Origin of the sequence: Enterobacter sp. JUb54, from assembly GCF_014298075.1 — a bacterium.
In the GTDB taxonomy this organism is placed as follows: domain Bacteria; phylum Pseudomonadota; class Gammaproteobacteria; order Enterobacterales; family Enterobacteriaceae; genus Klebsiella; species Klebsiella lignicola.
Genome location: NZ_CP060418.1, coordinates 1,303,250 through 1,322,216 on the forward strand (window position 1 = coordinate 1,303,250; position 18,967 = coordinate 1,322,216).

Here is an 18,967-nt window from a genome sequence, read left to right on the forward strand (position 1 = left end):
AAATGGCAGGTGATACCATCGTGTTTTTATTTTGTAGGGCGGCCAGTAAGGCTCGGGGCTTTATTTATCGTGTAAGGACAAGGGGTTACTGTCTAAGGCTAGCTGGTCGCGCTGGGCCCAGCCTCGTAGCTTGCCTGGATTAAGCAAACCGTCCGGGTCGATATATTTTTTGACGGCGACAACGTCGGGTCGAATAACTCCCTGCTTGCCATCTTCAACCTGATAAACATGTGGGTTATTAATTTTGACGTCATTATCGCGAAATATCTGCATAATTTCATTTAGCCGCTCTTCGGTCGAATAGCGCACCAGTTGCAGGCCGCTGGCGGTAATATTGCCATCATTATCACGCAGGAATTCAATATGCGAGATGACTTCGCCTGAGAATCGCTGCGCCATCTGCAAAATTTGCTGAGGGAAGTTCTGATAATTAAACGCTGTTTGTAAATAGGTCAGCGTATTGTCGATTTTCAGCGCATGCAGTGTGGTGTGGTTCCAGCAGTACTCCATTAATGAGGCATTGCGCTCCCGGGCCTCATCGCCGCTCTGGCGGATGGCATTTTCCCCTTTATGCTTCAGCACCAGCCCGGTGCAGAAGCCTTCACTCTCCTCGGCGATAACGCTGATGACCGCGTGCTGCCCGGCACGATAATGGTCCTTGAGGTGGCTAAAATAGTCCGGGATCGGTGCGGCAAGCAGCGCCAGCTGGCGCTTGACGAATCCGGGAGAACGGAGGCACTCGTTGGCATAATTCAGGGCGTCGGCGAAGTCGTCAAACACGTCAAGGCGTTCGATCCAGCGGTGCGTGGGGGCCAGCGCCAGTTCGACTTCAAGGATGATGCCGTTACTGCCGTAGGCGTGGTGCAGCAGCAGCGCCTGCGGCGCCGGAATGGTCAGCACTCGGGGAGAAGCCTCCACGGTCATGACTTTGACGCTGAGCACGTTGCCGGGCGCCGCCAGTGGGCCGTAGTTAATGGAGCCGATACCGCCAAAACCGCCGCAGTAGAGGCCGCCTAAGCTGGCCAACCGGAAGGTTGATGGCATGCAGCGCAACTCCCATCCTGTCGGACGGGTTGCGGCCTCAATGTCCGCCAGGCGAATGCCGGCCTGGGCGCTTACTCAAACTTGATAGCTCGGGGACAGACGACGCCAGCGGGATCGGGATCCAACTTGCCACCGCGCAGGATGAGTCGTCTTTTATTCATCTCAGCGCTGAGCTTAGCGGAGATTTCCCGTTGGATGGTATGGCTTCTGTGACCATCCCGATTTTTGCCCGCTATATCCAGACGGAAACTCAGGTTAGTCCCGGGCGGGCGGATAGCAGCGTCATTTATAACCTTGAATACCGGTAAAAGCGGGAGCCGCTTTTCTAATCGACTTCACAGGCAAGTCGTTACACCGTAACTTTATGCCAGGCACACGAAGTTATCCGTGAGATAAAAATACGACACTACAAAACAGGACATAACTATGGCTGGAGGGGCTAGTGTAGCTCCGACGTCATTACCTGTATTTGCATGCAATCAAAATCTGTTGACTCACATAAAGTCTAATTCACAAGTCGGTCATAAGCGGTAAAGGGCAGGGAAGTCTGGTGTTGACACAGATGCCAGTAATATTCAGCTCGTTCATGGCACGACAAAACTGAGTCTGGCCATCTCCGCCGGTAGCCTGCTAATAGGTGAATGTGGACTCCGAACTGACGAAGAGAAGCTGCATACCGACTCGTTGCATCATCAACGTAAACGAGCAGCGTGCAGGCCGGACCACGGTCCTCGAACCAGTGATGTTCACTGCCATCAATCTGAATCAACTCACCGATACAGGTCCGACGCAGGCGTGGCTGATGCACACGAGGCGGCCGTGCTTACGTAGGATCCATAAACCGTCCCGGGTCATGAGCTTACACACAATCTCTTTAGCAAGATTAAGATCATGAATATCAGCAAGCTTCTCGCAGGCTAATGTCGGACCAAAGTCGGCGTAACGTTCGCGGATGATGCGCAGTACAGGCTCTGCAAGGCCTGACATCAACTGCCGATTACCAGGCTGGCCACGTCGAGGGTATCCTGAAGATCCTGAGTCGGTTGAAGTGGTGCATCGCGAAAATGTCAGGACGGTGTTCATCCTGCAAAAAGAATTGAGCATTGAGTGAGAGATTGTAGCGCAACATAGCCATGCTGGATTAGTCCTGTGGAAACCGTGCATTTTGGCTACAGCCCTATTGGTGCGCATAATGTATATTATGTTAAATCAAATTTCTCATCTGCAGATAATCATACATTTACCCTGTACCCCATCTTCTTCTCGCAGGACATTATGTTTGTTGGTTACTTTCTTCATACTCATACTGTTTATGAGGACAAATGCCGCATGTTCATACTCACACAACTCAATATCAACCAACGGCAGCGTCTATGGGTCCACACGTGCCAGCCGCTTTTATACCCGTTACAATATCTTATAGACCGTCTGGCTTTGCGTTCATCAGCCACGCAATCCGCTTCACTTCAAGCGCTCAAGTTTTTCTATGAATTCTGGCACCAGAAACATGGCGTGACGTTTTGCTTCAGTTTCTATTCCTCCAATCACAATCCAATGATCGCCATTGATGGACTGACAGCCTTTTTTCATTATCTGGAAAATGAGCATTTATGTGTACCAGTGTTAACCATCTGGTCTACTACGCAGACCACTCCTCTAAGTCGTACAAACATCAGGCATGTACATGTGGTTATTCGCTTTAGTTGCGTTGACCAATTGAATCTACAGTGGTTTTTTAATATATCTCTTTCCATTTCAACTCGTTGAAGTTTTTTCTTCAATCAGCTCGCGATTGATTTAGTCGTAGGCTATGCCTGATTCCACTATCATTATTCAACCTTAAATTTCGTAGCAGTTCCATTGTAAGTACACCCGTTTTAGTTCCACGCACTTTTTGAGGTTTCTGGTTTTTCAGCCATCAGCCGATACTCTTCCGGTGTCAGGTTATTCAGGGATTCATGAGGTCGCTCGCTGTTATATTCTGTCAGCCAGCGCTCTGTGATTTCCCTCGCTTCATTCAGGGTTCTGAACAGATAAAAATCCAGAATTTCTGTCCTGTACGTCCTGTTAAACCGTTCGATAAACGCATTCTGTGTCGGTTTGCCTGGTTTAATAAATTCCAGCACCACACCATGGTCTTCGGCCCATTGCGCCAGCGCAAGTGAGACGAGTTCTGGCCCGTTGTCCATACGCATCTTCAACGGATATCCACGGTTTGCCACTATCCTGTCCAGCACCCTGACGACCCGTTGAGCTGGAATATTCAGGTCGATTTCTATCCAAGATCTTTCATCTTTTTGATATCAGAGGCTTCCATACCGCCGAACTTTGCTTTCCAGTTGTAGTACGAGGCCTCAGAGATCCCGGCCTCGCGGCAGACGTCTTTAACGGTGCGTCCGGCTTCGACGGACTTCAGAACGGTGATGATCTGGTGTTCGGTGAATCGTGCTTTACGCATGGCGATCTCCTCCGGGGACATAATCAGTATGCCGGAAGATCTCTAAATGTGAATGGTCCGGTTTACCGGGATACTTACAAGACCAGTGACCTTAAAGCGATTACCATTCCCGTCCTGGTGATGCAGGGGGATGATGATCAGGTTGTTCCCTACCAAAATGCCGCTATCCTGCAGGATAAGTTACTCTCTAATAGCACGCTGCGAATCTACCCTGGTTTTCCGCACGGCATGCATACAACTCATGCCGAAGTGATTAATGCCGATATTCTGGCTTTTATCCGCAGTTAATAGCAGATTAAAGGGGCCGGTGGTTGACATCACCGGCCTACCTGCCAGGCGTTTGCAAAATTCGAATCGTCCCTCGTTACCGTTTTGGCACAACGGACTATGGCCTCTGAAATTAACGATATTGTTCATTTTCAACGGCTTCGCGTACTTTCACCAATGCTTTCTGCAAGTTCTCAATCGAGACAGACCCAAGCGCTATCCGAATGGCCTGGGGTATGGTCTGTGAGGTGCAGAAAGGTTCGGCAGTTGAAACCGAAATATGGCTATCCATCAGAACTTTCACGACACGATCGGCCCGTGATTCATCGGAAAGTGGCAGCCAGGCAAAATAGGAACCTGGATGTGTAATACAGGGAATATCGCCCAGGGCATCCCTGAGCACTGCCTGTCTGTGACGAGCATCCTGTCGCTTTAGCTCTTCAAAGCGTTCAACGGTGCCATCCTGTATCCAGTTGCACACCAGCGTGGTCATCACTGACGGGGTATTCCAGGTCGTTGCCCGGACGGCTCTTTCGATGGCGGGACGGTATGCTTCAGGGCACACAACGGCGCCAACCCGAAGACCGGTGGCGACATTCTTCGAATAGCCGGTGACGTAAACCGTGCGCTCGGGTGCGTAAAACGCAATCGGCGGCGGCGGTCTGCGGATCAGGTAGGAATAGGCGGTATCCTCAATAATCAGTAAGTCATGTTCGCGGGCGATCGCCGCCAGATCCTTCCTCTGGCGATGCGTCAGCACCCATCCCAGGGGGTTATGTAAGGTCGGCATGGCATACACTGCCCTGATACGTCTTTTCTGACATAGCTGCCTGAGTACGTTGAAATCCGGGCCATCGGTCAGGGACGGGATGGCGATGAGTTCAAGATGGTACAGTTCGGCCAGGACTTTAAACCCCGGATAGGTAAGTGCATCCACAGCCACGACGTCTCCAGGCCTCAGCAGGCCCATAGCTGTCACCGTTAGCCCATGCTGTGCGCCATTCACAATCACCACACTGTCTGCTGTCGGTTTAAACCCCCTTCCTGACAGATGTTCTGCAATGATCTCGCGCTCAGCCAGCCTGCCCGCATGAGGCTGGTAACGCAGGTGCGATTCGATATCCCCGGCGGTAGCTATCTGCCGGAGTGCATCGCGCAGAAGCTCACCCTGCCCGGGCAGCGCGGGATAGTTGAAATTCAGATCCAGCACGTCCGTTGCCACGGCAAGCTGGTCGATACCATGGCCATAAGGTAACGAAATTTCCCGGACAAACGTCCCCCGGCCGGTCTCGCCGCTGACAAGGCCCATTGCTTCCAGTTCGCTATAGACCCGCGTCGCCGTAGCCAGCGAGATATGTTCCTGAGCTGAAAGATCGCGGTGAGTCGGCAAACGGCTGCCGGCCAGGATTTTCCCGCTGCGAATCATCTCCGCAAATTTATCCACGATGGCTTTATAACGTGCTTTCATCAAATGTATCCATGACAATAATTTGATTGTATTAGATTGATGAGATTACCATCCGCCCAACACATGCTCAAGCCTGCGGGCAAAACATAGATAACGAGGTCAACGTGGTTAATTCAGTGGTACATAAAACCGATCCCAGCGCAGCTTCCGGCTGGATTAACGGTCTGTTGGGCGTCGTGATTTTTAGTGGCTCATTACCTGCTACGCGTGTCGCCGTACTTGATATGGATCCGTTCTTCCTGACATTCCTCCGTGCGTCCATTGCCGGCATCCTGGCTGTCATGTTGATCTTCGGTTTTCGGGAAAAGCGCCCGCACGCATCACAACTCATCCCACTCGTCATTGTGTCACTGGGCGTGGTGATTGGCTTTCCGTTACTGACGGCGATGGCATTGCAACATGCCACCTCTGCCCACTCGATCGTCTTCCTGGGGCTTCTGCCCCTGACAACCGCGATTTTTGGCGTCCTGCGGGGTGGCGAACGACCTAAACTGGCCTTCTGGATCTTCTCCGTCATCGGCAGCCTGCTAGTGATGGGCTTTGCTCTCTCAAAAGGAGCCTCCGCTTCACTTACCGGTGATTTACTGATGCTGGCGGCGGTGATTGCCTGCGGCCTGGGCTATGCCGAAGGTGCCAAACTGACCCGCGTCCTGGGCGGATGGCAGGTTATCAGCTGGGCGCTGATTATTTCCCTGCCCTTCATGCTCATCGCGGCCTTATTCACCATGCCTGCCACCTTTTCTGGCATCGGTTCGCCTGCCTGGGTTTCGCTGGGATACGTGTCGCTTTTCAGCATGCTGATTGGTTTTATCTTCTGGTACAAAGGGCTGGCGATCGGCGGCATTGCTGCGGTCGGCCAGTTGCAACTTCTGCAGCCTTTCTTTGGCCTGGGTCTTTCGGCCACGCTCCTGCATGAAACCGTCAGCCCCCTGATGGTGCTCGTCACGCTTGGGGTCATTCTGTGTGTTATCGGCTCCCGTAAGTTCGCCCGATAGCGTTCGTCAGACAGGAAGCGCACCCCGGTGACCATCCTGATCCGGGGAATGATTATTTCTTTTATAAGGACGCCAATATGTTTACTGGTTTGAGTGCATTTCCCCTTACCCCCCTTGTGGATGGTGAAATAGCTGAAGCATCATTTGTCTCGTTGATTGAAAACCTGGCTGACGCAGGGGTGAATTCTATCGGCGCGCTGGGTTCGACGGGCAGTTATGCCTATCTGACCCGCGAACAACGGCTCAGAGCTACAAGGCTGGCGGTAAACGCAGCTGCAGGAATCCCGGTGATGACCAGTATTGGGCATGTCAGTACTGATGAAGTGATGAGGCTCGCGGAAGATGCACAGAACGCCGGTGTCAGCGGTGTGCTTTTGGCCCCTGTATCCTATCAGAGACTGACATCCGATGAAGTGTTTCGGCTGTATGACCGGGTCGCGACTGAGCTGTCTGTCCCGCTTTGCATTTATGATAATGCGGCCACCACAGGATTCGAGTTCACAGATGAACTTTAGCATTATCAGTGAATTTCTCCCTGGCAGATATCATTGGCGTCATTCTCGATACTGAAGGAGGTACGCCTTTTGAGAATGCAGCAAGCAAGGAAGATCACGATGTTCCTGAGAATATTGAGCATTTACTCTCCATTCTCGAGCGGATGTTATCGTTGAGCCGCCATCCATCAAGCGTCGGCTTTATGGGGAAACACCTCAAACGTGAATTGATGTTTGCCATTCTTACTGGTCGTTTTGGTGATGCTTTGCTTAAAGGCGTGATGAATATTCAAAATGCCGGGGATATTTATCAGATTAACCGCTGGATAAAACAGAATTTCAGAGGTGTTTTCAGTGTACAGGAACTCGCAGATAAAACGCGTTTGAGTGTTTCACGCTTTCATCAAAAGTTTAAAACAGCAGTCGGGATGGGGCCGCTACAGTGTCAGAAGCAATTGCGACTGAGCGAAGCAAGGCGACTGATGCTGGTACAGGATCTGTCCGTCACTGAAGCTGGCATGGAAGTGGGCTACGAAAGCCTTTCGCAGTTTATCCGGGACTATCGCCGCCAGTTCGGATTAACCCCCCTCAAAGATATTCAGCAGCTGCGTGGCGCCATAAAAAACAGCCCGCTTAAGAGCGGGCTGCGGTAGAAAACGATAACGATTAGGTATTCATGCTGAGAACTGCGCGGAAGTGTGTTTTGGCCGCCATCATTTTATCAAACGCTTCTTTTGCACGTTCCAGCGGGAAAACTTCAATCATGGGGCGAACATCTGTCAACACGCTGAATTTGATGGCGGCTTCCATTTCGTTAATGTCAGTGAATGTCCTTTTTACTGTATTTGGCCCCATCAGGAAATCCATTGCAGACCAGTCTAGTTTTTCATCAGAAACGGCAGCAATAATCAGTTCACCGTCTTTACCCAGACCTCTGATTAAGGGGTTAATGGTACTAGCAACGGGAGCGGTCGCGATAATCACTTTAGCGCCCCCCATTGCCTGCAGCACATCAGCAACATCGGTGGTCTGAGTATCGATATACTCATGAGCACCTAACTCACGGGACAGCGTTTCTTTATCAGTTCCGCGTGACATTGCGACGGTACGGAAGCCCGATTTTTTAGCATACTGAATGGCCAGGTGTCCCAGGCCGCCAACACCGGAAATGGCAACCAGATCGCCGGGACGAGCCTTACTGTTACGAAGCGCGCTGAAAACCGTTTCGCCGGCACAGAGTAACGGCGCAGCTTCAGTGGAGGAGAGATCGTCAGGGATAAAAATAAGGCTATCTTCATAGGCCACCATATATTCTGCATACCCCCCATCGATGGTCAGAGCCGTCGTATGCCCGTGACCGCCATGCCAGCCAGCCCCAACTCGCTGGCCCGTTTTCCATTTTGAAGCGCCCGGGCCTGATTTTTCCACAATACCAACGACTTCATGCCCCGGGATCCGTGGGAAAGAAGAAGACATCCCTTCGCTGACTTTAGCATCTCCGTGGCAGACGCCACATGCTTCAACCCGGATTAGAACTTGTCCTTCCTGTGGCTCCGGGATGTCGATCTCAACGAGTGTCATCGGCTCGCCTTTTGCCAGAACCTGAATCGCTTTCATTTTTGCCATGTCAGAGTATCTCCTGTGTCGCGTGTTTTAAAATCACGGTCAGATGACCGAAGTGACGCTTATTTTAGAAAGGAGTTTTCATCGAGGCTTGCCCGAAACAGTGAGAAAAAGGCACGATCCTGATCGCAGATGGTTATCCACTGACATACAAAGGTAAGCTGGTCGGTACGCCAGCGGGCGGTGGTAACTGTGACCAGGATGTGCAAATGGGACAGGCCGGAAATGTGCTCAGAGAGTATCCCGGCAATATCACGTGAAGAAGTACCCCAGCCTGCACGGCCAGGGTATCAGCGGAGAGTAACTAAATATTCTTATCGAAGAAAACGTCTAACTTTTGCACTGCCTGGTCAACGTATTTAGGCACCCAGTAGGTCTCGATATGGGTGGCGCCATCGATCAGGAACAGCTCTTTGTCCTTCGTTCCGGTCGCTTTCGCGAACGCATCCTCGGTCATATACAGCGTATCCGCCTTTGTGCCGGCAATCATCAGCAGTGGTTTATTGATGAGATTGATATGATCGGTCACATCAAAGTTCATCAAATCCAACAAGCTGCTGGTGGTGTATTTAAACGTTGAATTCGGGTGTGCGTGCGTTTTCCAGTAGTACTCATAGCCCTGCCGATATAAGGCAAAGGGTAATTTGGCGATCTGTTCATCTGTCAGGTTTGCATCGCCTGAATAAAGCACTTCGCCGCCGGCAGCTTCCTGAGCGCGTGCATCAGAAGCCTGCTGAAGCCGCTGCTGGATGGTATCCAGCTGTGAATCCTGCATACCATTGCGGCGTACCAGACCTGAGTTAAACATGCTGATGGTAGCAATCGATTTGAATCGTTTATCCGTCTCGGCGGCCACCAGTGAATACCCACCGCCTCCGCAGATACCCAGCAGACCGAGGCGGGAAGTATCAACGCCCGGATACTGGCTAATGTAATCAGCCATGCCGTGAACATCCTCAATACGGTTAGCCGGTTTATCCACACTGCGAGGTATTCCCCCGCTTGCGCCCTGATAAGCCGCGTCGGCGGTAATTGTGATGTACCCCTGCTCGGCGAGGCGCTGGGCATATAAACCCGCGACCTGCTCTTTTACACCGCCATTAGGATGTGCGACCACCACGGCAGGGTATTTTTTGGCAGGATCGTAATTCGCCGGCGTATAGACATTCGCCGCAATCTGGATGCCGTGCAGATCGTATTTCACCGGGTGGATGTTGACCTTGCCTTTGACGTTCTCAGTGATGGCACCGTCATAGACCAGCGTGAAGGGATTTTTCTTGTAATCAGCCGCATTGACTGACGTCACTCCGGCCATTGCCGTGAGCAGTATTGCACTTAAAAGACTGAACTTCATTGTGTCTCCCGTTAATTGTCAGCCTGGCCATGCATGCCAGCAGAATTAAATTTGCCAACTCAGGTTAGGGATATAGCGCTGTCAGCAACGTGACAATGAAATAACATTTTTGTCAGGAAACCCTTAGCAGGCATCGTCTGTGGTCACTGCCGCCGAAAATTCCGTTAACGATGCGGATAGTTAACCGAGTCATTAACGTAGTGACCTATTTCCGGCATGATGCTGTCACGACATATCCTTCTGGACCTGCCTTTCCACAACCCAGCGAACTGGGTCAGAAAAGTGCATATGACGTCGGTTCATTGGGGAATGCTGGGCCTGTACTGGTTACTGAACCAGGACTATCTCGACTATTTGTTGATGAAGGTTGACTTCTCCTTTTTTGACTACGATGAATCCGCCCTTCTTTTTTATTTGCGCTACTCATCCATTGTCGTTTTATTTTCGATAATTACCCGATTCTTGCTTTGGTGTCTTATTTTCAGAAAATACAAAGCCGTCTCACCGCAATAACCGTTAACTGACAGAATTGTCAGGGGGGCGTCAGCCTGACGACATCACACCCTTATTAGAATTATTACAGGTCATCCTCACCATCGTAGATAAGGACGCTTTGTAATGAACAGACATTTACGTTACCTCGGGCTGTTATTGCCTCTTTTTACCGTTTCATCCTGGGCTGCAGAGCAACCCTCCGCGGTCCAGATCGCGCCCGCCGGAAGCCAGAACGCAGTGAATGGGCCAGCGGAGAACTTTACCGGTCGCGTGCGGGTTGATCCCTTGTTCATACCGGATAACGAGATTCAGGTTTCCGGCGCGTATGTCACTTTTGAACCTGGTGCCCGCTCCGCCTGGCATACGCATCCGGCAGGTCAGCGACTGGTTGTGACCTCCGGCATCGGGCTCACCCAGCAGGAAGGCCAACCGGTACAGATCATCCGGGCTGGTGACGTTGTCTCTTGCCCGGCAGGCGTCAAACACTGGCATGGCGCTGCGCCTGGTAGTGCCATGACACACCTGGCGATAACCGGGGTTGTAGAGGGTAAAAGCGTTGACTGGATGGAGAAAGTGACAGATGAACAATACCACGCCCATTAAGACCTTAACGGCAGCAGCACTGCTAACCTTTAGTTTCGCTCTCACGGCAAATGCTGCGCCAGTTAATACAGGAACCGCAGAAATGAACCAGGCACAAACGGTTTCAGATACGCTGACCGCTCGTCAGCAGGCTATCCCTTTGATTGCCGCATCGATGGCCAGCAGTCAGATGGATAAATTAAATGCTGCCCTGAATCAGGGGCTTGATGCCGGTCTCACCATCAACGAAAGCAAAGAAATTCTGGTCCAGCTCTACGCTTATACGGGCTTCCCCCGTAGCCTGAATGCCCTGAGTGAACTGATGAAGGTCGTCGAAGCACGTCAACAACGGGGCATTGAAGACGTCGTGGGTAAAGAACCGGTCGCCCCCGTCCCCGTCGGAGATGAGCTGCGTCGTGTCGGTACCGCGAACCAGACCACCATCTCAGGCGCTCCCGTCCGCGGCCCTCTGTTTGATTTTGCGCCGGTCATTAATCAATTTCTGCAAACGCATCTGTTCGGCGACATTTTTGCCCGCGATAACCTCGACTGGCAAAGCCGCGAACTAGCAACGGTTGGCGCATTAGCGGCCACACCAGGCGTTGAAGCACAGCTGCTATCGCACACGCGAGCAAGTATGCGGGTCGGTCTGACGGCAGCCCAGCTGCGTCAGCTGGCACAGGTGCTGCGTGAACATGGCGAAGAAGATGCGGCAATACGAGCTGAAAAGGCGCTGCAACAAGCGCTCGCGAGCAAATAAAGAGGGTTAATTATGGCGCATGATCCCACCCGTAGAATGCTGATTACCGCACTTGCCGGGCTGACGCTGGCAAACGTCTCCCTGGCATCCGCTGCGACGGGAAACGCAAACGTGCGCGGCACAAGCCGAATTCTGGTGGCGTACTTTTCCCGCAGCGGCAACACACGGGTGATTGCGGGCGTCATTCACCGCAGCCTGAATACCGATCTGTTTGAAATCGAACCGGCCACCGCTTATCCGGAAGACTATTTTCAGACCGTTGAACAGGCGAAAAATGAGCGCCAACGGGGAGTCAAACCACCATTAAAAAATAGTGTTGCCGACATCTCACGCTATGAAACCGTGTATCTGGGCTTCCCCATCTGGGGAACCAGCGTGCCTCCCGTCGTGCAATCGTTTCTTAGCAGCCATAACCTTGCGGGCAAACTGCTGATCCCCTTTATTACCCACGGCGGCTACGGTAAAGGCGACAGCGACAACATCCTTGCCGGTCTGGCCCCCTCTGCCCGCCGGGAAAAACCGCTGGTCATTGAATGCGATCAGGAGCGCCGAACCACAGAAACGGTCACCAGTTGGTTAGAGGCAATACGCGGCTAATTGTACGTATTGATGAGCCAGCCCAATAAGGGCAATCAAGGGTGCTAAATAATTAACCCCGCTAACTCAGATATGATTGAACAGCAAACATAACAGAGGATGTCATTTTGAAGACAATAGTAAAAATGCTGGCCATCGGCGTGATGGCAGGCGGCCTGGTGGCGCAGTCGGTCTATGCCGAGCCGCTGGTCATTCAGGAACAAGGGAGCTTTGCTGCTGGCGGCACTATTATTACAGCACCTGGCACATTTGACGCGAAAAAGCCGCTGGACGCTGCCGGTCAAACTTATCATGGCGATCATGCGTCGGTGTTCTACCAAATCCCGGAAAATCCGCATAAATACCCTATCGTCATGCTGCACGGCGCCGGTCAGTTCTCCCGTACCTGGGAAAGCACCCCGGATGGCCGCGTAGGGTTCCAGAATATATTCCTGCGTCGCGGGTTCTCAACTTATCTTGTCGATCAGCCACGTCGGGGCAGCGCCGGGCGCACAACCGTAGAAGGGACGGTAACGCCAAAACCGGATGAGCAGCTGTGGTTTAATCAGTTCCGTGTTGGCGTGTGGCCAGACTATTTTAAAGGCGTCCAGTTCTCTCACGACAAAGAAGCGTTGAATCAGTATTTCCGGCAGATGACCCCGAATACCGGGCCGTTTGACATCAATGTTATCTCGGATGCGATGTCCGCCGTCGTGGATAAATCCGGCCCGGCGATCCTCTTCACCCACTCGCAAGGCGGCGGACCAGGCTGGTACACGGCGATGAAAAACGACAAGGTTAAAGCCATTGTCGCCTTCGAGCCAGGCAGCAGCTTTGTCTTCCCGGAGAAAGAACTCCCTGCCCCGATGCCCAGCGCGTTCGATACGCTGAAGGGTGAGCCAGTGCCGATGGAACAGTTTATGGCGCTGACTAAAATCCCGATTCTGATTATTTACGGCGATAACATACCGGATAAGCCTGTCGCCATGCCCGCTCAGGACAGCTGGCGCGTACGTCTGGCAATGGCTCGCGAGTGGCGTGACGTGGTGAACAAGCATGGCGGGGATGTGACGGTGACGCATCTACCTGAGATCGGCATCAAAGGGAATACCCACTTCCCGTTCTCTGACCTCAATAATGTGCAGATTGCTGATTTAGTCAGCCAGTTCATTCACGATAAAAAGCTCGATTAACGGCCCATCAGAGGCCTGGTCGTGAAACCAACCAGGCCTCTGATGCACATTACCGGCTAGTCCGGATTTCTGCCTGCGAACACCTCTTTAAATACCGGTAGCGCCGAGAAGATATTTGGCCAACCCGAAACAAAGGCTAACTGAGTCAATATCTCTGAGGACTGAGTTTCGGTCAGGCCATTATCCATTGCCCGGTTCAGATGATAAGGCACCTGGGCCACCTGTCCGGCAGTCACCAGTGCGCTTACGGTTATCAGACTTCTGTCGCGCGGTGCCAGGCCTGGCCGCAACCACAGGTCGAGGAACAGCGCCTGCGTTGTGTACTTCACCACGCCCGGCGAAACCTTACCAAAGTTTGACTCGACCAGGGTGGCACGTTTGTTCTCCGTCTCTTCATCCAGAGGGAGAAAGTCCACTGTCTCACCCGGCAATGACGCCATATCAATATGGCGTTGCACAAAAATGTTATGTGCAACCAGCGCCGCAGCAGTGGCATTTGGCCAGCCGGCGTAAAAGGCTAAGTGGGTGATCGTCTCCGCGATTTCCGCTGGCTTCACGCCACTGTCCAGCGCAACGCTGAGATAATGGGGAAGTTCAGCCGTGTCGTGACGGCTGATAAGCGCCGCAACCGTCACTAAGCTGCGGTCACGACGGGATAATTCCGGACGATTCCAGAGATCCTTTTGAATAAATCGTTCAGCATACGCAGCCATCGCGGGCGCGACTTCAGCAACAACGCTATGCGTATTCTCTTCGGGTTTCATTTTTGAACTCCTGTTTGGCGTGGTCTAATTTAAATCAATCGTGAATTTTTACGCCAAGGCAACCACGAACAAACTCAGGGTTAAAGTGTTTTACCGATTCACCAACATAGCCTAAATCAAGAGCGCTAATTTGTTCCATTTCACCGTCCGTCAATGCGAAATCCCAGATGGCGATATTTTCTTCAATGCGCTGCTGATGAGTGGATTTTGGGATAACAGTAACGCCGCGTTGGATATTCCAGCGCAATATAACCTGAGAAATTGATTTTTGATGAGCGTCAGCAATATGCTGGAGCATTTTATTTTCAAACGGGTTATGTCTTCCGCCGCCTAAAGGTGCCCAGGCCTCAGGCTGAACGCCATAGTATTTCATCGTTTCCAACGCCTCGGGTTGTGCAAAGTAAGGATGCAGTTCAACCTGGTTCACCATCGGTTTGATTCTGACGGTCTCACAAAAGTTTGTTAATACGTGAGCATAAAAATTGGATACGCCAATGGCCTTAAGTTTACCTTCGTCGTAAGCATCTTCTAATGCACGCCACGCGCTAAAATAGTCGCGCATCGCCTGGTGCAATAAGTAAAGGTCAAAGTATTCAAGGCCCGATTTTGCTAACGATGCCGCGATACCTTTTCTGGCTGTATCGTAGTTAGCCATGTCCTGAACCCATAGCTTTGAGGTGATAAATAACTCTTCACGTGTGCACAAGCCTTCAGCGATCGCCTCACGAACTGCGTCACCAACCGCATCTTCATTGCCATACACTGCGGCAGTATCAATGAGGCGATAACCGGCGCGAATGGCAGTTAACACAGACTGTTTGCACTCGTCTTTGTTGGTGACCTGAAAAACACCAAAACCTGCCATCGGCATTTTACTGTTATTGCTTAATACTGAAAATTCCACTGTGAGTACCTCCACCCTGTAAGAGCCTTCATTTTAAGATAAAAATCCGACTACGATTAGTCTGTGAATTGCGAATGCATTAGTGCAAAAAATTCATTAATGAACCGATTCATTCTGGATGTGAACACTTTCATCGCTGAGGTTCTACTGAGCCTGATTACGGGCTTTGTGTTTGAGCAGGCGCATACTCCCGATGTACATCCAGAGCATAACCAGCAGCATGGCTGCCCCGGCGACCACTTTCAAACCCGCGATCAGATCGCCAGTCCCGACGATATTGATCATCAAACCAAACAGTGCCACTCCCGTAACGCCTCCGACCTGCCGGGCGCATGCAAAAAGCGCAGAGGCAGACCCGGCATCAGCATCTCTGGCCTCAGACAAAATTAGCGTTGCCATGACTGGCGTGCCCAGACAGGTGCCCCCACCCAATAACATAGTTGGAATGAAAAGCTGCCACAGAGTCCAGCTGTCATTGAGCAATAATAAGAGGCTGAACCCGACGAAACTCATCGCAGCACCTGTGACAACCAGCGTTCTGATGTTGAAAAAACGCGATAGCCAACCGCAACTGAAGTTGACCAATGCCGTAAACAGCATCATTGGCAGGAAAGCGAAGCCAGTCTGAAAGGCATCCAGTTTCATTTCGCCTTGAAAGAAAATGCTTAAAATAAAAACAGCGCCGTAAAACACTAAATTACAGATAAAACCGATTAATAACGCATTAGTGATGGTGCGGTTTTTAATAACGGCAGGTGCCAGGACCGGTATTGCCGCCCTTCTTTCTGATGCAACGAATAACCAGAGTGCTATCAGACCGGCAGCTAATGGTAAAAGAGTGACGGTACTCATCAACCCGTATCGCCCGGCCTCAGTAAGGGCAAACGTCATTAGGCCAAGCGTCAGCGCCACCAGAAATTGACCGCCAAAATTAAATTTTTGCTTAGCTGGTGTACTTTTTGGGGCAAACCTTAGGGTAATAATTATGCAGATGATCCCTACCGGAACATTGATAAGAAAAATACTTTTCCAACCCATTAATTTTATCAGCGTGCCGCCAAGTATCGGTCCGGCAGCCAGAGAGAAACCACCGGAAGCTGCCCACATACCTACGGCGTAGGTACGAGTGGCGGGATCGGAAAAATAGAGTTTTATTAGCGTCAGAGAACCGGGAACCAGCAGCGCCGCGCCAATGCCTTGTATTCCCCTAAAAATATTGAGCATTAGCAGACTGGGCGCCAGTGCGCAGCCAACAGAGGCGGTAATAAAAATCGCTACCCCCGTTATGAATATTTTTCTGACACCGTAACGTTCTCCCAGTCTACCTGAACTCAATAGAAGCGCGGCAAACAAGAGAGAATAGGTATTAATGACCCACTCGAGATCTGCAATATTGGCATGATAGGCCTGGCGAATGCGTCTGGCCAGCAAAGCGCTCAGATCCTCCCAGACGCCGGTCGGTCAGATTGGTTTTTCGTTGGGTTATGGTTCGGAGAGCGCCTTCAGTACGGCATTCAAACGCGTTTACGGTTGTTCGCTACTGGAACATCGGCGGCAGGCTTAAAATGGGCCATCCCCCGCTGCTGGTCAGCAATCCGCGCAAAAGAGAGGATCGCGTCCGTTTAAAGTTTTTCGGTAAGCTCGTGCTTGTAATCATTTAACACAGACAGTATTTCATGCAAATAAGCGTCTTCATTGCCTTTCTGCCAGGCAATGCTGAGAGGTAAGCCTTTGATTGTTTCTGGAAGTGCTAACGGTATGTATTTAATATTTTCTCTGTTCATCGTGTTATAGGATGAAGGCACCACCGCCAGACCTAAACCTGCCGCAACCAGGCTCAATATAGTCTGTTTTTCTTCAGCAAACTGAGCAATATGCGGTGTCAGGCCCGCATGTTTATACAAACTCATGGTCAGATCATGGCTATGCGGCCGGGTCCGACGATCGGGAATAATGATCGGTTCATGTTTAAAGTCTTCGATTGTCACTGCTGATCTATCGACTAATGAATGATTCAGCGGCACCGCCAGAACACAGCTTTCCTGAGTAATAAACTTGATATCAATCGACGCATCTATAATTTGCGGCGCACGAATTAAAATGATATCCAGCCAGCCTGATTTTAATTTTGGCAACAGGTTGATGGTCTTATCTTCGATGATATGAATGTCGCTGGTTGGGTGTTTTGGCAAAAAACGGTTGAGTAACGCCGGAACTAATCCGTGTGCTGCGCTATCAATCGCACCAATACGAAATGTACGTCGCTCGTCTTTCACTCTTTTTTTAAAACTCATCGCCAGCGCATCAAATTGGTCGATAACTTTACAGGCCTCATCGATAAATAAAGCCCCTTCTGAGGTTAACGAAACGTTACGTGTTGAGCGATTTAACAACCGCACGCCGAGGTCTTCTTCGAGCAGGCGAATGAAGCGAGAAAGTGACGCAGGCATCATTTCCATTCTTTGGGCCGCCCGACCAAAATGGAGTTCTTTACCCACAATCACAAAGCAACGTAGTTGATTTATATCCATTTTTATCTCGAAAAAGCATTATTCATATAGTTTATATAATCTACTTCGGCTGATCTGACAAGCTAAAACTGCATACTGGAGTTGATAACAAAAAACCAACACAACCCTACACAATCTGGAGCAGGTTAATATGAACTCTCAACTCGAAAAAAGGGTAATGCGTAAAATAACGCTGCGCATTATTCCCTTTATCATGCTGCTGTACTTCATCGCCTTTCTCGACAGAGTCAATATTGGTTTTGCCGCACTAACGATGAATCAGGATTTGGGATTCTCGCCAACAATATTTGGTTTTGGGGCAGGTATCTTCTTTCTTGGTTATTTTCTCTTCGAAGTACCATCGAATTTAATACTGCATAAAGTCGGTGCTCGTATCTGGATTGCCCGAGTGATGATCACCTGGGGATTAGTCTCTGGATGTATGGCATTCGTGCAAGGCACAACCAGCTTCTACACGCTGCGTTTCCTGCTCGGCGTGGCTGAAGCTGGTTTCTTCCCTGGCATCATCCTTTATCTCAGCTATTGGTTCCCTGCTGCAAAACGCGCTCAAGTGACCGCGATATTTATGGCCGCCGCGCCACTGTCTACTGCATTAGGGTCCCCTATTTCTGCTGCCTTGCTGGAGATGCATGGTCTGCTCGGTTATGCGGGCTGGCAATGGATGTTTATCCTTGAAGCGATTCCCGCTGTCGTGCTCGGTGTCGTCGTACTTTTCTTCCTGACTGACCGCCCGGCTAAAGCCAAATGGCTGACGGATGAAGAGCGCGAGTGGTTAGAAAACACCATGCAGGCGGAACAGATGGCTACGGCGGCAAAACGAAGCCATACCAGCGCATGGCGTGGCCTGGCCGATATGCGAGTACTGGCGTTGGCGCTGGTCTATTTCGGCACCTCTGCAGGGTTATACACGCTGGGGATCTGGTCACCTCAGATCATTAAAAGCTTCGGTGCTTCGTCATTGGAGATCGGCTTCCTCAACGCTTTCCCGGCAATATTCGGCGTCATTGGCATGATTCTGTGGGCTCGCCACTCAGATCGCACGAAAGAACGCAGTTGGCATGTGATTGGTGCCTGCTTACTGGCGGCAGCAGGACTTATTTACGCTGGCAGCGCGGGCTCCCTGTTCACCGTGATCGTCGCACTGATGCTCGTCACCGTTGGGATTAGTGCATCCAAACCACCGTTATGGAGCATGCCAACGGTATTCCTTAGCGGTCCTGCGGCGGCTGCAGGGATAGCCACCATTAACTCCATCGGTAATCTCGGCGGGTTTGTTGGCCCAATGATGATTGGTGTCATTCGCCAGCAAACCGACAGCTATACCTGGGGACTGTACTTTGTTGCCGGGCTGCTGACGCTCTCAGCCATGATTGTTCTGATTCTTTCTATTAAGGGGAATAAACCGCAAATGGTAGATATTCCCCATCCTCATACCCATAGCCATTGATCGGAGAAATAC

The 18,967-nt window shown here is 51.1% G+C and carries 15 protein-coding genes and 6 pseudogenes; 11 read left to right on the plus strand and 10 right to left on the minus strand.

Translation table 11 applies throughout. The annotated features are described in order from the left end of the window. Positions 1 to 60 precede the first annotated feature (60 nt). Together HF679_RS05975 and HF679_RS24840 are read right to left on the minus strand one after the other, a co-directional pair. A pseudogene (locus HF679_RS05975) lies at positions 61 to 1,119 on the minus strand (FAD-binding oxidoreductase); the annotation flags it as partial. 558 nt (positions 1,120 to 1,677) lie between these two features. Continuing rightward, positions 1,678 to 2,061: pseudogene (locus tag HF679_RS24840) on the minus strand (ISNCY family transposase); the annotation flags it as partial. A 312-nt stretch (positions 2,062 to 2,373) separates the two neighbouring features. Between HF679_RS24840 and HF679_RS24965 the strand changes: the two are divergent. After that, positions 2,374 to 2,745: pseudogene (locus HF679_RS24965) on the plus strand (hypothetical protein); the annotation flags it as partial. Between the two features lie 176 nt (positions 2,746 to 2,921). On the opposite strand, the pseudogene HF679_RS05990 reads toward HF679_RS24965, so the two are convergent. After that, a pseudogene (locus tag HF679_RS05990) lies at positions 2,922 to 3,502 on the minus strand (integrase core domain-containing protein). Between the two features lie 63 nt (positions 3,503 to 3,565). Here HF679_RS05990 and HF679_RS05995 point away from each other — a divergent pair. Beyond that, a pseudogene (locus HF679_RS05995) lies at positions 3,566 to 3,790 on the plus strand (alpha/beta fold hydrolase); the annotation flags it as partial. A 112-nt stretch (positions 3,791 to 3,902) separates the two neighbouring features. Here HF679_RS05995 and HF679_RS06000 read toward each other — a convergent pair. After that, positions 3,903 to 5,237 (minus strand): PLP-dependent aminotransferase family protein, encoded by a 1,335-nt coding sequence (locus HF679_RS06000; RefSeq protein WP_123754360.1) that lies wholly within the window; start codon positions 5,235 to 5,237, stop codon positions 3,903 to 3,905. Positions 5,238 to 5,341: 104 nt separating this feature from the next. Here HF679_RS06000 and HF679_RS06005 point away from each other — a divergent pair, with 104 nt between their 5' ends. From HF679_RS06005 to HF679_RS06015, 3 genes and pseudogenes are all read left to right on the plus strand, one after another. Beyond that, the gene (locus HF679_RS06005; RefSeq protein WP_187042712.1) at positions 5,342 to 6,232 is read left to right on the plus strand and encodes a DMT family transporter; all 891 of its coding nucleotides are present in this window, start codon (positions 5,342 to 5,344) and stop codon (positions 6,230 to 6,232) included. 77 nt (positions 6,233 to 6,309) lie between these two features. Beyond that, positions 6,310 to 6,744: pseudogene (locus HF679_RS06010) on the plus strand (dihydrodipicolinate synthase family protein); the annotation flags it as partial. Between the two features lie 11 nt (positions 6,745 to 6,755). Continuing rightward, positions 6,756 to 7,379, plus strand: a complete 624-nt coding sequence (locus HF679_RS06015; protein ID WP_154143849.1) for a helix-turn-helix domain-containing protein — start codon at positions 6,756 to 6,758, stop codon at positions 7,377 to 7,379. A 13-nt stretch (positions 7,380 to 7,392) separates the two neighbouring features. Here HF679_RS06015 and HF679_RS06020 read toward each other — a convergent pair whose 3' ends face one another. Continuing rightward, positions 7,393 to 8,352 carry an alcohol dehydrogenase catalytic domain-containing protein gene (locus HF679_RS06020; RefSeq protein WP_187042713.1) on the minus strand — a complete coding sequence of 320 codons (960 nt, stop codon included), beginning with the start codon at positions 8,350 to 8,352 and terminating at the stop codon, positions 7,393 to 7,395. 301 nt (positions 8,353 to 8,653) lie between these two features. Next, positions 8,654 to 9,703 carry an alpha/beta hydrolase gene (locus HF679_RS06025; protein ID WP_154143847.1) on the minus strand — a complete coding sequence of 350 codons (1,050 nt, stop codon included), beginning with the start codon at positions 9,701 to 9,703 and terminating at the stop codon, positions 8,654 to 8,656. 618 nt (positions 9,704 to 10,321) lie between these two features. Here HF679_RS06025 and HF679_RS06030 point away from each other — a divergent pair. The 4 genes from HF679_RS06030 to HF679_RS06045 all read left to right on the plus strand — a co-directional run bounded on the left by HF679_RS06030 (position 10,322) and on the right by HF679_RS06045 (position 13,309). After that, on the plus strand, positions 10,322 to 10,801 hold the full coding sequence (locus tag HF679_RS06030; RefSeq protein WP_123754355.1) for a cupin domain-containing protein: 480 nt from the start codon (positions 10,322 to 10,324) through the stop codon (positions 10,799 to 10,801). After that, complete coding sequence (locus tag HF679_RS06035; protein ID WP_123754354.1) at positions 10,779 to 11,540, plus strand: carboxymuconolactone decarboxylase family protein; 762 nt, start codon at positions 10,779 to 10,781, stop codon at positions 11,538 to 11,540. Before HF679_RS06030 ends, HF679_RS06035 begins: the two co-directional genes overlap by 23 nt. Before the next feature lie 12 nt (positions 11,541 to 11,552). Further along, complete coding sequence (locus HF679_RS06040; protein ID WP_123754353.1) at positions 11,553 to 12,137, plus strand: flavodoxin; 585 nt, start codon at positions 11,553 to 11,555, stop codon at positions 12,135 to 12,137. A gap of 107 nt (positions 12,138 to 12,244) precedes the next feature. Further along, positions 12,245 to 13,309, plus strand: coding sequence for an alpha/beta hydrolase (locus HF679_RS06045; RefSeq protein ID WP_187042714.1), 1,065 nt, complete (start codon positions 12,245 to 12,247; stop codon positions 13,307 to 13,309). A 56-nt stretch (positions 13,310 to 13,365) separates the two neighbouring features. Here HF679_RS06045 and HF679_RS06050 read toward each other — a convergent pair whose 3' ends face one another. The 3 genes from HF679_RS06050 to HF679_RS06060 form a co-directional block, all read right to left on the minus strand. Further along, positions 13,366 to 14,073 (minus strand): carboxymuconolactone decarboxylase family protein, encoded by a 708-nt coding sequence (locus HF679_RS06050; protein WP_123754351.1) that lies wholly within the window; start codon positions 14,071 to 14,073, stop codon positions 13,366 to 13,368. Between the two features lie 34 nt (positions 14,074 to 14,107). Continuing rightward, complete coding sequence (locus tag HF679_RS06055; protein WP_123754350.1) at positions 14,108 to 14,977, minus strand: aldo/keto reductase; 870 nt, start codon at positions 14,975 to 14,977, stop codon at positions 14,108 to 14,110. Positions 14,978 to 15,121: 144 nt separating this feature from the next. Next, positions 15,122 to 16,408, minus strand: a complete 1,287-nt coding sequence (locus tag HF679_RS06060) for an MFS transporter (RefSeq protein ID WP_187042715.1) — start codon at positions 16,406 to 16,408, stop codon at positions 15,122 to 15,124. Between HF679_RS06060 and HF679_RS06065 the strand changes: the two genes are divergently transcribed. Beyond that, on the plus strand, positions 16,392 to 16,541 hold the full coding sequence (locus tag HF679_RS06065) for a helix-turn-helix domain-containing protein (protein ID WP_187042716.1): 150 nt from the start codon (positions 16,392 to 16,394) through the stop codon (positions 16,539 to 16,541). The genes HF679_RS06060 and HF679_RS06065 overlap by 17 nt on opposite strands. A 58-nt stretch (positions 16,542 to 16,599) precedes the next feature. On the opposite strand, the gene HF679_RS06070 is transcribed toward HF679_RS06065, so the two are convergent. Beyond that, positions 16,600 to 17,508, minus strand: a complete 909-nt coding sequence (locus HF679_RS06070) for a LysR family transcriptional regulator (RefSeq protein WP_123754348.1) — start codon at positions 17,506 to 17,508, stop codon at positions 16,600 to 16,602. 130 nt (positions 17,509 to 17,638) lie between these two features. Here HF679_RS06070 and HF679_RS06075 point away from each other — a divergent pair, with 130 nt between their 5' ends. Next, positions 17,639 to 18,955, plus strand: a complete 1,317-nt coding sequence (locus HF679_RS06075) for an MFS transporter (RefSeq protein ID WP_187042717.1) — start codon at positions 17,639 to 17,641, stop codon at positions 18,953 to 18,955. The last annotated feature ends 12 nt before the right edge of the window (positions 18,956 to 18,967 follow it).

What these genes read in the sequence shown, in the direction of transcription:
- HF679_RS06025 (WP_154143847.1), bottom strand. Translation starts at nt 9,703, where the DNA reads ATGAAGTTCAGTCTTTTAAGTGCAATACTGCTCACGGCAATGGCCGGA.
- HF679_RS06000 (WP_123754360.1), bottom strand. Translation starts at nt 5,237, where the DNA reads ATGAAAGCACGTTATAAAGCCATCGTGGATAAATTTGCGGAGATGATT.
- HF679_RS06040 (WP_123754353.1), top strand. Translation starts at nt 11,553, where the DNA reads ATGGCGCATGATCCCACCCGTAGAATGCTGATTACCGCACTTGCCGGG.
- HF679_RS06075 (WP_187042717.1), top strand. Translation starts at nt 17,639, where the DNA reads ATGAACTCTCAACTCGAAAAAAGGGTAATGCGTAAAATAACGCTGCGC.
- HF679_RS06030 (WP_123754355.1), top strand. Translation starts at nt 10,322, where the DNA reads ATGAACAGACATTTACGTTACCTCGGGCTGTTATTGCCTCTTTTTACC.
- HF679_RS06035 (WP_123754354.1), top strand. Translation starts at nt 10,779, where the DNA reads ATGAACAATACCACGCCCATTAAGACCTTAACGGCAGCAGCACTGCTA.
- HF679_RS06020 (WP_187042713.1), bottom strand. Translation starts at nt 8,352, where the DNA reads ATGGCAAAAATGAAAGCGATTCAGGTTCTGGCAAAAGGCGAGCCGATG.
- HF679_RS06070 (WP_123754348.1), bottom strand. Translation starts at nt 17,508, where the DNA reads ATGGATATAAATCAACTACGTTGCTTTGTGATTGTGGGTAAAGAACTC.
- HF679_RS06050 (WP_123754351.1), bottom strand. Translation starts at nt 14,073, where the DNA reads ATGAAACCCGAAGAGAATACGCATAGCGTTGTTGCTGAAGTCGCGCCC.
- HF679_RS06065 (WP_187042716.1), top strand. Translation starts at nt 16,392, where the DNA reads ATGCGTCTGGCCAGCAAAGCGCTCAGATCCTCCCAGACGCCGGTCGGT.